Source organism: Streptomyces sp. NPDC040718, from assembly GCF_055593565.1.
In genome coordinates, this window is the sequence record NZ_JBVIXO010000004.1 from 574,761 (window position 1) to 588,226 (window position 13,466).

The following is a 13,466-nucleotide window of genomic DNA, read 5'->3' on the forward strand; positions in this document are numbered from 1 at the left end:
GGGGTCCTGCCTTCGCGGTCACGGGGGTGAAGGGTGGTGCGGATGATGCGGGTGGTGCTTGCGGTGCTCGGTGGCGCGCCGTTCACCGGGTCCGGGCGGCGGCCTGCGCGATGGCGGCTCTGTAGTGCGCGGCAGTGCCCTCGGCGGCCTTGGCCCAGGTGAACCGGGTCAGGACCCGTTCCCGTCCGGCGGCCCCGAGGCGGGCGCGCAGATCGGCGTCGCCCAGCAGCCGGCCCAGCGCGCCGGCCAGCGCCCCCGCGTCGCCGGGCGGCACGGCCAGGCAGGTCTCCCCGTCGGGGCCGGACACCTCGGGGATGGCCCCGCCGGTCGTGGCGACCAGCGGGGTGCCGGTGGCCATGGCCTCGGCGGCCGGGAGCGAGAAGCCCTCGTAGAGGGAGGGCACGCAGGAGACCTGGGCGCTGCGCACGAGGTCCACGAGCTCGGCGTCGGTGATGCCCTTGACGAACCGGACCGCGTCCCGGAGCCCGTACGTCTCGATCGCGCGGGCGACCGGCCCGCTCTCGGCGCGCTTGCCGACGACGACGAGGTGGGCGTCGGGCTGCTCGGTACGGAGCTTGGCGAGGGCCTCGACGAGGTGGACGAGCCCCTTGAGCGGGACGTCGGCGCTGGAGGTCGTCACGATCCGCCCGGGGACTTCCGCGACGGACGGGTCCGGCGACCAGAGGTCGGTGTCCGCGCCGATGTGCACGACGTGGATGCGGTCGTCCTGCACCCCGAGGTGCTCGGCGATCTCCTGCCGGGAGGAGCCGGACACCGTCAGCACGGAGGGCAGCCGGCGGGCGACGCGGCCCTGCATGCGCGTGAACGCGTACCAGCGCCGCACGGAGGCGCGCTTCTTGCGGTCCTTCGCGGCGGCGAGGTCGAGCTTGCGGTCGACGGTGATGGGGTGGTGGATGGTGGTGACCAGGGGGGCACCGAGGTCGCCCAACAGGCCGTAGCCGAGGGTCTGGTTGTCGTGGATGACGTCGAACTCACCCGCACGGGCCTGGAGGTGGCGCCGGGCGCGCAGCGAGAACGTCAGCGGCTCGGGGAAGCCGCCGGTCCACATCGTCGCGACTTCCAGGGCGTCGATCCAGTCCCGGTACTCGTCGCGCTTGGGCGTGCGGAACGGGTCGGGGCTGCGGTACAGGTCCAGGCTCGGCAGCTCGGTGAGCGTGGCGCCGGTGTCCAGCACCGGATAGGGCTGCGCGCCGATGACCTCGACGGAGTGCCCGAGCTTCACCAGCTCCCGCGAGAGGTGGCGCACGTAGACGCCCTGGCCGCCGCAGAACGGGTTCCCCTTATAGGTGAGGAGCGCAATGCGCAACGGGCGGTCGCCGTCGGCGGCGGAACCCGCGAAAGGGCTCGCCACCATGGCCTCTGCGGTCACTCTCGGCCCCCTTCTCCCTGCACTTTCGCCGGAGCGTAACCGCTCGGATAATGTAGAACAAGTTTCAGAGTTGATCCTCTGAAGACCATTGAATCTACCGGCCGGAAACCACACCGTAAGAGGCGGAGCAGGTGATTCGCGCCACGGCTCGGACGCCTGACATGCTGACCCCCGGACCATCCCGGAATCAGCCGCCGCACCGATACGGAACGCCAGGAACGGGACACATGACAGCGGAAGCGAAGACCGTGACGCCTCCCCTGACGGAGCGCCAGGAGGCGCGCCGCCGTCGGATCCTGCACGCGAGCGCACAGCTGGCCAGCCGGGGCGGCTTCGACGCCGTGCAGATGCGGGAGGTCGCCGAGTCGTCGAACGTCGCGCTGGGCACCCTGTACCGCTACTTCCCGTCCAAGGTGCACCTGCTGGTCGCCACCATGCAGGACCAGCTCCAGCACATGCACACGACCCTGCGCAAGCGCCCCCCGGCGGGCGAGGAGCCGGCGGCCCGCGTCGCGGAAACCCTGATGCGCGCCTTCCGCGCCCTCCAGCGGGAGCCGCACCTCGCGGACGCGATGGTCCGCGCCCTGACGTTCGCGGACCGGAGCGTCTCCCCCGAGGTGGATACCGTCTCCCGGCTGACGACCGCGATCATCCTGGACGCCATGGGCCTCGACGCCCCGCCGACGGCGGAACAGCTCTCGGCGGTCCGGGTCATCGAGCACACCTGGCACTCGGCCCTGATCACCTGGCTCTCGGGACGGGCGTCGATCGCCCAGGTGAAGATCGACATCGAGACGGTGTGCCGGCTGATCGACCTGACGGGGACGGGGACGGGGACGAGAAGGGCCTGATTGCGGTGGGCCGGGGTTCGGGGGCGGTAGCCCCTGGGCCCGGATCAGAGCGGGTTTGGGGGTTTCCCGTCAGTCCCATCGTCCTTCCGGTTCGTGCCGGCCTGTCAAGGGCGCTCCCTTCGGTCGCGTCACTGCGTGATCGCCTTCGGCGACCCTTGACAGCCCGTCCCGCCCCGGAAAGCCGAAAGACTGCCGGGAAGCCCCCAAAAGAACGGTCACCGGGCAGGAGGAGAGGAGCGGCCGCGTCAGCGATGAGACGAGGGGCCGGGCGTCGGCCAGCCGGGCATCCGGGCCCTCAAGAGTCCAGTTTCCGGGCCGGGGGCGCGGCTACCCGCACGAGAGGTCGACCAGAGCGACTTGCGGAGCCCCCAGGCGCACCAGATCGCTACGCGCTCCTCAGATTTCAGCGTCCGACGACCGTCTGGGGCTGATACACGCACCAGAGGACGAACAGGCCAGCCCCGGGAGCCATTGGGCGCGTCGGATCGCTACGCGCTTCTCTGATCTCGGCGTCCGACGGCCGTCTTGGGCTGGTTTCACGGCTGGGCGAGGGCTTCGAGGGCTTCGCGGGCGGAGAAGGACTCGAAGAGACTGAGGGTCGGGCCCTGCGGGGAGGCCAGGACGGCGTAGTGCTCCGGGATGTGGGAGAGGTCGCCCCACGGCTCCTCGACGTGCGCACGGGTCAGGAGGCGTCCGGAAGCGTGCCGGACCCAGGGGATCACGAGGAAGCCGGCCAGTTCGGGCAGGGCGGTCAGGGGCTTGGTGGTGGGGTGTCCGACGAGCGTGACGGGGCTGGGGAGCCCGTCGCCCCGGCAGGCGAGGAGGCGGGAGGTGATGTCCCGCCGCACACCCCAGCTCTCCGCTATGACGGAGAGCTCCACCCGGGTGGTCTCGCTGATGGCCACCTGGTGCTCCAGGAGACCGCTGACCAGGAGGTCGAGTCCGGCCTCCTGTTCGCCGATGTCCCAGCACACCTGGACCTCGTACCCCTTGTTGTCGGGCAAGAGGCGGACGAAACGGTCCCATACGTCGGCTTCAGCGATCATCCGGAGAGGCTACGTCACGCCCACCTGAGAGACTTCGGGCCTGTCGATCAAGGGAGTTGTGACGCGGGCGGGTCCTGGGGCATCGCCGGATATCAGCCCAAGACGGCGGTCCGACGCCAAGATCAGAGAAGCGCGTAGCGATCCGATGCGCCCAATCGCTCCCTGGGCTGGCCTGTTCGTCCTCTGGTGCGGGTATCAGCCACGGGCGGTCGTCGGACGCCAAGCCGGGAGGAGCGCGTAGCGATCTGCTGCGCTTGGGGGCTCCGCAGGGGGCTCTGGACAACCTCTCGTGCGGGTAGCCGCGCCAGTGGTCCGGAATCTCGACTCTTGAGGGCCCGGATGCCCGGCGGGCCGACGCCCGGCCCCTCGCCTCATCGCTGAGATGCCCGTCCCTTCCCTCTGGACCGTGCCGTTCTTTTGGGGGTTTCCCGGCAGTCTTTCGGCTTTCCGGGGCGGGACGGTCCGTCAAGGGTGGCCGAAGGCCATCGCGAAGCGACGCGACCGAAGGGAGCGCCCTTGAGGGACCGGCCCGACACGGAAGGACGATGGGACTGACGGGAAACCCCCAAACCGGCTGTGATCCCGCCCAGCCGGCACCCCGCGCCCCGAAGCCCCGCCCGCCCCGCCCCTCACTCCTCCGGAGGGAACACCGCCTCGCCCGTCGCCGACAAGGTGATGAGGATGGCCTCCACCGGGCAGCCCTCGGCGGCCGTCAGGGTGGGTTCGTTGGCGTCCGTTTCCGCCGACCGGGGGTGGGACTGGCGGGCCGAGTCCAGGGTGAAGGCGTCGGGGGCGTGGTTCACGCACATGCCCGAGCCGATGCAGACCCCCCGGTCGACCTCGACCTGCCAGCGGTCCCCACGGTCCCGGTCCCGGTCCCGGCCCCTATCCCGGTCCCCCATCACGCACCCGCCGGAAGGTGGATCATCTTGTGCTCCAGGTACTCGCCCAGCCCCTCCGGGCCGAACTCCCGTCCCACGCCGCTGTTCTTGTAGCCGCCGAACGGACCCAGCATGTCCAGGCTGAAGGTGTTCACGTTGAAGGTGCCGGTCCGCACGCGCCGCGCGAAGTCGATGCCGTGCTCCACGTCGGCCGTCCAGACGCTGCCGCTCAGGCCGAACTCCGAGTCGTTGGCCACCCGTACGGCCTCCGCCTCGTCCCCGTACGGGATCAGGCACACGACCGGGCCGAAGATCTCCTCGCGGGCGATCCGCATCGAGTTGTCGACGTCGCCGAAGAGGGTCGGTTCCACGTACCAGCCCCGTTCCAGGCCGGCCGGGCGGCCGCCGCCCGCCAGGACCTTCGCGCCCTCCTCCTGCCCGATCCGGATGTAGTCCAGCGACCGCTGCTGCTGCCGCTTCGCGACCAGCGGGCCGAGCTGCGTGGCCGGGTCCAGCGGGTCGCCGACCACGAGTGCCCCGGCGGCCGCCGCGAGGGCTTCGGCCACCTCCTCGTACCGGCTGCGCGGGGCGAGGATCCGGGTCTGCGCGACGCACGCCTGGCCGTTGTTCATCCAGGCCGCCGGCACGATCCCGGCCACCGTGCTCGCCAGGTCCGCGTCCGGCAGGATCACGGCGGCGGACTTGCCGCCGAGTTCGAGGGTGACGCGCGTCAGGTTGCGGGCGGCGACCTCCATGACCCGCTTGCCCGCGGCGACGGAGCCGGTGAAGGCGACCTTGTCGACGTCGGGGTGCCCGACCAGGTACTCGCTGACCTCCCGGTCGGCGGGCAGGACGGACAGCACGCCCTCCGGCAGCCCGGCCTCCCGTGCGATGTCCGCCAGGATGAAGGAGTCCAGCGGGGCTTCCGGCGACGGCTTGAGGATGACCGAGGAGCCCGTGAGCAGCGCGGGTGCGAGCTTCGCCGCGGCCACGAACTGGGGGACGTTCCACGGGATGACGGCGGCGACGACCCCGACGGGTTCGCGGCGTACGAGGATCGGGCCGAGCGCGCCCTGGCGGCGCTCCTCGTAGGGGTATTCGGCGGCGACCTTGATGGCGGAGTCGTAGACCATCATGGCGCCGAGTGCCTGGGCGAGGACGCTCCAGGAGTACGGGGAGCCGTTCTGGGAGCTGATGGAGCGGGCGATCTCCTCGTGCCGGACGGCGATGGCGTCCTTGATGCGGGAGACGACGGCGATCCGCTCCTCCAGTGAGAGGCGGGGCCAGGGGCCCTCGTCGAAGGCCTTGCGGGCGACGGCGACGGCCCGGTCCACATCGGCCTCGGAGGCGTGCGGGACGCTGCCGATGACCTGCTCGGTGTGGGGGGAGACGACGCGGATGGTGTCGGCGCCCAGCGGATCGGTCCATTCCCCGCCGATGAACAGTTGGCCGTGTTCCACGAGCTCGGTCATGTCCGATGCCTCCAGGGGCTGCGCACGATCTCACCGATGTCGCAGAACTGATACCAGTTCTAGTTCGAGGAGTCCACGGCCAGGACGAGACCCCCCGAAAGATCCGGTGGACGGTCAGGCCTTTTGGTAAACGGTCGACTTGGGCTACTACTGAAACGCGTTCTCGTCAGAGCGGATCGAGTCACCCAGGGAGCCCCCATGCCAGAGGTCACGCCCCACGTCACCGACCACGGCGGCGGCGTCCACGCCCTCCACGTCCCGATCCCCGACAACCCCCTCGGCCACACACTCGTCCACGTCCTCGACACCGACCGCGGGCCCGTCCTGATCGACACCGGCTGGGACGACCCCGCCTCCTGGGACACCCTCACCGCCGGGCTCGGCGCGCTCGGCATCGCCGTCGCCGACGTGCACGGGGTGGTCATCACCCACCACCACCCCGACCACCACGGCCTGTCCGGGCAGGTGCGGGAGGCGTCGGGCGCGTGGATCGCCATGCACGCCGCCGACACCGAGGTCGTCCTGCGGACCCGCTCCGCCGAGCCCGGTGTCTGGTTCGACTACATGAGCGAGAAGCTGGCCGCCGCCGGGGCCCCCGAGGAGCACGTCGCCCCGCTCCGCACGGCCCGGGCGAGCGGCCGTGTCCGCACCCTGCCCGGTCTCAGCGCCGCCGTGCCCGACCGGGAGATCGTCCCCGGCGAGCTGCTGCCCCTCGCCGGGCGCCGGCTGCGCGCGATCTGGACCCCCGGGCACACCCCCGGCCACGTCTGCCTGCACCTGGAGGAGCGGCACCCCGCCGACCTCCCCGGCAACGGCCGGCTCTTCTCGGGCGACCACCTCCTGCCCGGGATCTCCCCGCACATCGGCCTGTACGAGGCCCCGGAGGACACCCGGGTCACCGACCCGCTCGGCGACTACCTCGACTCCCTCGAACGCATCGGCCGCCTGGCACCCGCCGAGGTGCTCCCGGCCCACCAGTACGCCTTCACCGACGCGCCCGCCCGCGTACGGGAGCTGCTGGAGCACCACGAGGAGCGGCTGACCGGGCTGTGGCGGCTGCTGGCCGAGCCCCTCACCCCCTGGGGGCTCGCGGAGCGGATGGAGTGGAACCGGCCCTGGGAGCAGATCCCGTACGGCTCCCGGAACATCGCCGTCTCGGAGGCGGAGGCGCATCTGCGGCGGCTGGTGAAGCAGGGCCGGGCGGAGGCGGTCCCGGGCACGGACCCGGTGGCGTACCGGGCGCTGTAGACCGCCGCCCACCACGGGTCCCGGGGCCGCCCGCACCGCCCCCGTGCCACCGGGGCCGGGAGCTACGGGCCGGTAGAGTGAGCCCGTCGTCCACACTTCCGTACGGGGGGAAGCCGGTGCGAATCCGGCGCTGACCCGCAACCGTGACCCGGCCCGCAGTCCGCGGGACGGCAGCCGGAATGCCCCGTACCGGAGGTGCGCGGCTCGTGCCGCCGGGGCCTCCGGCGGCCGGCACCGTCGAGGTAAACGGAGCCGGAGCCCGGTGCCTGCGCGTGCCTGTCTCCCGCCCCCCCGCACGAGAGGCACCCGCCCCGCCATGAACGTCCGCCGCAGCGCCGCCGCGCTCGCCGCATCCGCCGTGCTCTGCGTGGGCGCCGCCCCCGCCGCCCTCGCCGACACGCCGCCGCCCTCCCCCTCCGCGTCCCCGAACCTCCCGGCGGGCCTGTTCGGCAAGGCCGACCCGACGTACGACGGCGTGTGGCGGCAGTCCCTCGCGCTGCTCGCCCAGCAGACGGCCGGCGCGAAGCCCGCGCCGCAGGCCGTGGCCTTCCTCATCGCCCAGCAGTGCCCGAACGGCGGCTTCGCCTCCTACCGCGACGCCAGCCTGCCGTGCGACGACAAGACGACGTACGACACCAACGCGACGGCCATCGCCGTGCAGGCCATGAAGGCCCTCGGCGGCAAGGACGCGGAGGCGAAGAAGTCGACGGACTGGCTGAAGTCCGTACAGAACGAGGACGGCGGCTGGGCCTACGTGCCGGGCTCCCCCAGCGAGGGCAGCTCCACCTCCATCGTGATCAGCGCGCTGGCCGCGGCCGGCGAGAAGCCCGCCGAGGTCACGTCGAAGGCGGGGAAGTCCGCGTACGACGGGCTGCTCTCCTTCCAGCTCGGCTGCGCCGCCGAGCCGGCCTCCGACCGGGGCGCCTTCGGGTACCAGCCGGCCGACGGCAAGCTCGCCGCGAACGCCGACGCCACGGCCGCCGCCGCGCTGGCGGGCCTGGGCAAGGGCATCGTCGTCGACCCGGCCGCCACGGACACCCCGGCCGCCGCACTGGCCTGCCCGGCCGGTTCCGCCGACCCGGCGGGCGCGGCCCAGGGCGCGGCCGGCTACCTGGCCGAGGCCCTGAAGAAGGACGGCCACCTGACGGCCGTCACCCCGGGCGCCGACCAGCCCACCGCCGACACCGGCAACACCGCCGACGCCGTGATCGCCCTGGCCGCGGCCGGGCACCGGCAGGCGGCGGCGGGCGCCCTGGAGTGGCTCCAGAAGAACTCCACCGCCTGGGCCAACCGCAACCCGGCCGCACTGGCCACCCTGGTCCTGACCGCCCACGCGACCGGCACCGACCCGAAGGCCTTCGGCGGCGTCGACCTGGTGGCGGCGCTGACCGCCACGGGCCCGGGCCCGGTGGCCGTCCCCGACGCCGAACCGCAGAAGGTGGAGGGCAAGGAGGAGCCGGGTTCCGCCAACCAGAACATCTGGTGGATCGTCGGCGCGGGCGCCGCGGCCGGCATGGGCATCGGCATCCTGCTGAGCGGCCGCAGGAAGAAGCAGCAGCAGTGATCCGCCGCGGCACCCGCACCCGTACCCCGGCCGGTGCGCTCACCGGCGTCCTGGCCGTACTGGGTCTGCTGCTGACCCTGTTCGCAGCGTCCCCGGCGCTGGCGGCGAGCTACCGCTACTGGTCGTTCTGGGACGGTGCGGGCGGCCGCTGGGCGTACGCCACCCAGGGCCCCTCGACGGCCCGCCCCGCGGACGGCGCCACGCTCGGCTTCCGCTTCTCCGTGAGCAAGGACGCCGCTGCCGAGGCGGCCCGGCCGCGTGCGGCCGCCGACTTCGAGGCCGTCTGCGGCGGCACCGCCCCGGCGGAGGGGAAGAAGCGGGTGGCGCTGGTCGTCGACTTCGGCGTGCCCGAGGACGCCCCCGCCGGCGAGACCCCGCCGCAGGGCACCCCGCGCACGGCCTGCGCACAGCTGGCGCCCGGTGCCACGGCGGCAGAGGCGCTGGCGGAGGTGGCTAAGCCGCTGCGGTACAACGGCGCGGCGCTGCTGTGCGGGATCTCCGGCTACCCGAGGACCGGCTGCGGCGAGCCCATCCAGGACGCGGAGCAGCCGAAGCCGTCGGCACCCGCCCCGGCCTCCGCCCCCGCCTCCTCCGCTTCGGAGGGCTCCTCGGGCGGCGGCCCCTCGGCCGGCCTGTACCTGGGCGTCGCGGCGGTCCTCGTCCTGGGTGCCGCCGCCGTCTGGCAGTCCCGCCGCCGCAGGCGATGACGGCGCGCCCCACCCACGGCGCGGAACCTGCCGACGCACCCCCGGCCCGGTCCGGTGCGGCCGGGCGGTCCGGTCCCCCGCACGGGCCGACGTACGAGAAGGAAGGCCGCTGGCGGGCCCCCGAGGCACGGCGCGGGAACGCCCTGCACGCGGGGGCCTGGTGGCTGTGGGCCCTCGGGCTCGCCACCGCCGCCTCCCGGACCACCAACCCGCTGCTGCTCGGGCTGATCGTCGGCGTCGCCGGGTACGTGGTGGCGGCGCGCCGGACGGAGGCGCCGTGGGCGCGTTCCTACGGGGCCTTCGTCAAGCTCGGCCTCTTCGTCATCGGGCTGCGGCTGGTCTTCTCCATGCTGCTGGGCTCCCCGATCCCCGGCACGCACACCCTCTTCACGCTGCCCGAGGTGCCACTGCCGGCGTGGGCGCAGGGCATCCGGTTCGGCGGCCGGGTCACGGGCGAGCAGCTGGTCTTCGCCTTCTACGACGGCGCGAAGCTGGCGACCCTGCTGATCTGCGTGGGCGCGGCGAACGCGCTCGCCAATCCGGCGCGGCTGCTGAAGTCGCTGCCGGCCGCGCTGTACGAGGCGGGGGTGGCCGTGGTCGTCGCGATGACGTTCGCGCCGAACATGGTCGCCGACGTGGCCCGGCTGCGGACCGCCCGCCGGCTGCGCGGGCGCCCCACCGGCGGGGTGAAGGCCGTCCTCCAGATCGGGCTTCCGGTACTGGAGGGGGCGCTGGAGCGCTCGGTGGCGGTCGCCGCGTCGATGGACGCGCGCGGGTACGGGCGTACGGCGCAGGTCCCGCCGGCCGTGCGGCACACCACCAACGCCCTCACCCTCGGCGGACTGCTCGGCATGTGCGCCGGTACGTACGGGCTGCTCGCGGCGGAAGGCGCCGTGTACGGGCTGCCCGTGCTCGGCATCGGCCTGGTCCTGGCCCTGGCGGGACTGCGGCTCGGCGGGCGGCGCAGCGTCCGCACCCGGTACCGGCCCGACCGGTGGGGGGTGCGGGCCTGGCTGGTCGCCGGTTCGGGCGCGGCGGTCGCCGGGCTGCTGGTCCACGCGGGGTCGGTGGACCCGGAGGGGCTGCGGCCGGGCGTGGTCCCGCTGGTCGCGCCCGCGCTGCCGCTGTGGCCCGCGGCGGCGATCCTGATCGGCCTGCTTCCGGCCTTCGTGGCCCCCGTACCTTCCGAGGAGTCCTCCCGTTGATCCGCTTCGAGCAGGTGTCGGTGACGTACGACGGCGCCGCGCGGCCCTCCCTCCGGGACGCGGACTTCACCCTCCCGGAGGGTGAGCTGACGCTGCTGGTCGGTCCGTCGGGGGTCGGCAAGTCGACCCTGCTGGGGGCGGTTTCCGGGCTGGTCCCGCACTTCACGGGCGGGACGCTGCGCGGACGGGTGACGGTGGCGGGGCGGGACACCCGTACGCACATGCCGCGCGAGCTGGCGGACGTGGTGGGCACGGTGGGGCAGGATCCGCAGGCCCACTTCGTGACGGACGTGGTGGAGGACGAGCTGGCGTACGGGATGGAGTCCCTGGGCCTGCCGCCGGCCGTGATGCGGCGCCGGGTGGAGGAGACCCTGGACCTGCTCGGCCTGAACGAGCTCCGCGACCGCCCGATCGCGACGCTCTCCGGGGGCCAGCAGCAGCGGGTGGCGATCGGCTCGGTCCTGACGACGCACCCGAAGGTACTCGTCCTGGACGAGCCGACCTCGGCGCTGGACCCGGCGGCGGCGGAGGAGGTCCTGGCGGTGCTGCAACGCCTGGTCCACGACCTGGGCACGACGGTCCTGATGGCGGAGCACCGCCTGGAGCGGGTGGTCCAGTACGCCGACCGCGTGCTCCTGCTCCCGTCCCCGGGCGAGCCCCCGGTCCTGGGCACCCCGTCCGAGATCATGGCCGTCTCCCCGGTCCACCCCCCGGTGGTCTCCCTGGGCCGCCTGGCGGGCTGGACCCCGCTCCCCCTCTCGGTCCGCGACGCCCGCCGCCAGGCCGCTCCGCTCAGGTCCCGCCTGTCCTCCGTGGACGCGGACACGGTCCTGCCGGGGCTGCCGTGCGGCGGGGCGGCCGCTGCGCGGGGCGAGTCCCCTACCCTCCCTTCGCCCGTTCCCCGGGGCTCCGCCCCGGCCCCCGGTCCTCAAACGCCGGACGGGCCTGAAGAGCCCCGCCGGCGTTTGAGGCGCGGGCGCGGTAGCGCCGTGCCTGCGGCCGCACCGGCGGTTGAGGCGAGAACGGGTGAAGGGCGGGGCGGGGAGCAGCTCCGCGCAGCGGCACCCACCGCACCGGCACCGGCACCGGCCCGCCTCCGCCACCGGCTGGCCCGCCTGACCGCCCGGCCCCGTCGCGACCCGGGCGACGCGACGGCCACGGCCCCCTCCGGGAGCGGCCGCGGGCCGGGCGACGGCGCAGCGCCCGGCGCCCCCGCCGCCGCAACCCCCGCGGCCGCCGCCAAGAACCTCGGCGTCCGCCGAGCCCGCACCGAGGTGCTCCACGACGTCACCCTCCAGGTGGCCCCCGGCGAGGCCGTCGCCCTCATGGGCCGCAACGGCGCCGGCAAGTCCACGCTCCTCGCCGCCCTCACCGGCACCCTCGCCCCCTCCACCGGGCAGGTGACCGTAGGCGGCCGCACCCCGCACCGCACCCCGCCCCCGGAGATGGTCCGCCGGGTGGGCCTGGTCCCGCAGGAGCCCCGTGACCTCCTCTACGCCGACACCGTCGCCGCCGAGTGCGCCGCGGCCGACGCCGACGCCGGGGCCGCCCCCGGGACCTGCCGCACCCTGGTCGGCGACCTGCTGCCCGGCGTGCCCGACGACACCCACCCCCGGGACCTGTCCGAGGGGCAGCGCCTGACCCTCGCCCTGGCCCTGGTCCTCACCGCCCGCCCGGCCCTGCTCCTCCTCGACGAGCCGACCCGCGGTCTGGACTACGCCGCCAAGGCCCGCCTGGTGCAGACCCTGCGGGGCCTCGCCGCCGACGGCCACGCCATCGTCCTGGCCACGCACGACGTGGAGCTGGCCGCGGAGCTGGCCCACCGGGTGGTCATCCTGGCGGGCGGGGAGATCGTCGCGGACGGCCCGACGGCCGAGGTCGTCGTCTCCTCCCCCGCCTTCGCGCCGCAGGTGGCGAAGATCCTGGCCCCGGGCCACTGGCTCACGGTGTCCCAGGTGGCCGCCGCCCTGGAGGCCGCCCCGTGAGGCCCCGCCCCGCCCGCCCCGTCCGCGTCGGCCCCCGCGCCGCCGCGGCCCTGGTCCTGGTGGCCCTCATCGGCATCGCCGCCTTCGGCTGGCCCCTGCTCGCGGACCGCCAGTCGGGCCTGGCCCACTCCCAGGACGCCCCGTGGCTCTTCGCCGCGCTGCTGCCCCTCCTCGTCGCCGTGGTCATCGCGACCATCGCCGACAACGGCATGGACTCCAAGGCCGTCGCCATGCTCGGGGTGCTCGCCGCCGTGGGGGCGGCGCTGCGGCCGCTGGGCGCCGGCACGGCCGGGCTGGAGCCCATGTTCTTCCTGATGGTGCTCAGCGGCCGCGTCCTCGGTCCCGGCTTCGGCTTCGTCCTCGGCTCCGTCACGATGTTCGCGTCCGCGCTGCTCACGGGCGGGGTCGGGCCGTGGATGCCGTTCCAGATGCTGGCGCTGGGCTGGTTCTCGCTGGGCGCCGGTCTGCTGCCGGGGCCGGAGCGGATCCGGGGGCGGGCCGAGCTGGCGATGCTCGCCGCGTACGGGTTCCTGGGTTCCTTCGCGTACGGCACGGTCATGAACCTCCAGGGCTGGGTGATCCTGCAGGGCATGGGGCAGGGGATCTCCTTCCACCCGGGCGATCCGGTGCCTCAGAACCTGGCGCGCTTCGTCGCGTACTGCCTGGCGACCTCGGTGGGCTGGGACCTGGGGCGGGCCGCGCTGACCGTCGTACTGACGCTCACCCTCGGGGGCACGCTGCTGCGGGCACTGCGGCGGGCGACTCGGAAAGCCGCGTTCGACGCACCCGTTTCCTTCGATTCGGGTGCCGGAAGTGACCGGGGCCACTCAGCTCAGCGGGTCTGATCGGCTACGGGGGGTGAGTTTCGGGCTCCCGGCCGGTGAGGCGGCCCACAGGACCCACGTCACATCCGGCCCGGGGTAGTAGGGCGGCGGGCCCGTAGTCGTACGGGTTGCCGGGCGGGGCGTTGGACCCGGGCTGCGAGGGGGGTTAGTAGATGGGGGGCGTTGCCAGGGCGTCCCGGGGCTGGCTAACTGGTGTTGTCGCCGAGGCGGCCGGGGCGCACAGCCCCCCGCCGGACGAACCCCTCTCCACCTGTGTGAGTGGCTCACGCATG

The 13,466-nt window shown here is 74.0% G+C and carries 11 protein-coding genes; 7 read left to right on the forward strand and 4 right to left on the reverse strand.

Going from position 1 to position 13,466, the window contains the following annotated elements:
• Positions 1 to 82 precede the first annotated feature (82 nt).
• The gene (locus ACZ597_RS14200; protein ID WP_471328837.1) at positions 83 to 1,390 is read right to left on the reverse strand and encodes a glycosyltransferase family 4 protein; all 1,308 of its coding nucleotides are present in this window, start codon (positions 1,388 to 1,390) and stop codon (positions 83 to 85) included.
• Between the two features lie 227 nt (positions 1,391 to 1,617).
• Here ACZ597_RS14200 and ACZ597_RS14205 point away from each other — a divergent pair, with 227 nt between their 5' ends.
• Entirely contained in the window at positions 1,618 to 2,241 is a 624-nt protein-coding gene (locus ACZ597_RS14205) for a TetR family transcriptional regulator (RefSeq protein WP_471328839.1), read from the forward strand.
• Between the two features lie 536 nt (positions 2,242 to 2,777).
• Here ACZ597_RS14205 and ACZ597_RS14210 read toward each other — a convergent pair.
• From ACZ597_RS14210 to ACZ597_RS14220, 3 genes are all read right to left on the reverse strand, one after another.
• Positions 2,778 to 3,287 (reverse strand): hypothetical protein, encoded by a 510-nt coding sequence (locus tag ACZ597_RS14210; RefSeq protein WP_471328841.1) that lies wholly within the window; start codon positions 3,285 to 3,287, stop codon positions 2,778 to 2,780.
• A 629-nt stretch (positions 3,288 to 3,916) separates the two neighbouring features.
• Positions 3,917 to 4,189 carry a ferredoxin gene (locus tag ACZ597_RS14215; protein WP_471328843.1) on the reverse strand — a complete coding sequence of 91 codons (273 nt, stop codon included), beginning with the start codon at positions 4,187 to 4,189 and terminating at the stop codon, positions 3,917 to 3,919.
• Positions 4,189 to 5,640 carry an aldehyde dehydrogenase gene (locus ACZ597_RS14220; RefSeq protein ID WP_471328845.1) on the reverse strand — a complete coding sequence of 484 codons (1,452 nt, stop codon included), beginning with the start codon at positions 5,638 to 5,640 and terminating at the stop codon, positions 4,189 to 4,191. The genes ACZ597_RS14215 and ACZ597_RS14220 overlap by 1 nt, the downstream gene beginning before the upstream one ends.
• Before the next feature lie 198 nt (positions 5,641 to 5,838).
• Here ACZ597_RS14220 and ACZ597_RS14225 point away from each other — a divergent pair, with 198 nt between their 5' ends.
• From ACZ597_RS14225 to ACZ597_RS14250, 6 genes are all read left to right on the forward strand, one after another.
• Positions 5,839 to 6,888 (forward strand): MBL fold metallo-hydrolase, encoded by a 1,050-nt coding sequence (locus tag ACZ597_RS14225; RefSeq protein WP_471328847.1) that lies wholly within the window; start codon positions 5,839 to 5,841, stop codon positions 6,886 to 6,888.
• A gap of 316 nt (positions 6,889 to 7,204) precedes the next feature.
• Positions 7,205 to 8,452, forward strand: coding sequence for a prenyltransferase/squalene oxidase repeat-containing protein (locus ACZ597_RS14230; RefSeq protein ID WP_471328849.1), 1,248 nt, complete (start codon positions 7,205 to 7,207; stop codon positions 8,450 to 8,452).
• Positions 8,452 to 9,159 carry an SCO2322 family protein gene (locus ACZ597_RS14235; protein ID WP_471328910.1) on the forward strand — a complete coding sequence of 236 codons (708 nt, stop codon included), beginning with the start codon at positions 8,452 to 8,454 and terminating at the stop codon, positions 9,157 to 9,159. Before ACZ597_RS14230 ends, ACZ597_RS14235 begins: the two co-directional genes overlap by 1 nt.
• Entirely contained in the window at positions 9,156 to 10,364 is a 1,209-nt protein-coding gene (locus ACZ597_RS14240) for an energy-coupling factor transporter transmembrane component T family protein (protein ID WP_471328850.1), read from the forward strand. The genes ACZ597_RS14235 and ACZ597_RS14240 overlap by 4 nt, the downstream gene beginning before the upstream one ends.
• Positions 10,361 to 12,349 (forward strand): ABC transporter ATP-binding protein, encoded by a 1,989-nt coding sequence (locus tag ACZ597_RS14245; RefSeq protein WP_471328852.1) that lies wholly within the window; start codon positions 10,361 to 10,363, stop codon positions 12,347 to 12,349. Before ACZ597_RS14240 ends, ACZ597_RS14245 begins: the two co-directional genes overlap by 4 nt.
• Positions 12,346 to 13,194: an ECF transporter S component gene (locus tag ACZ597_RS14250; protein ID WP_471328854.1), complete on the forward strand. Its 849-nt coding sequence runs from the start codon at positions 12,346 to 12,348 to the stop codon at positions 13,192 to 13,194. The genes ACZ597_RS14245 and ACZ597_RS14250 overlap by 4 nt, the downstream gene beginning before the upstream one ends.
• Positions 13,195 to 13,466 lie beyond the last annotated feature (272 nt).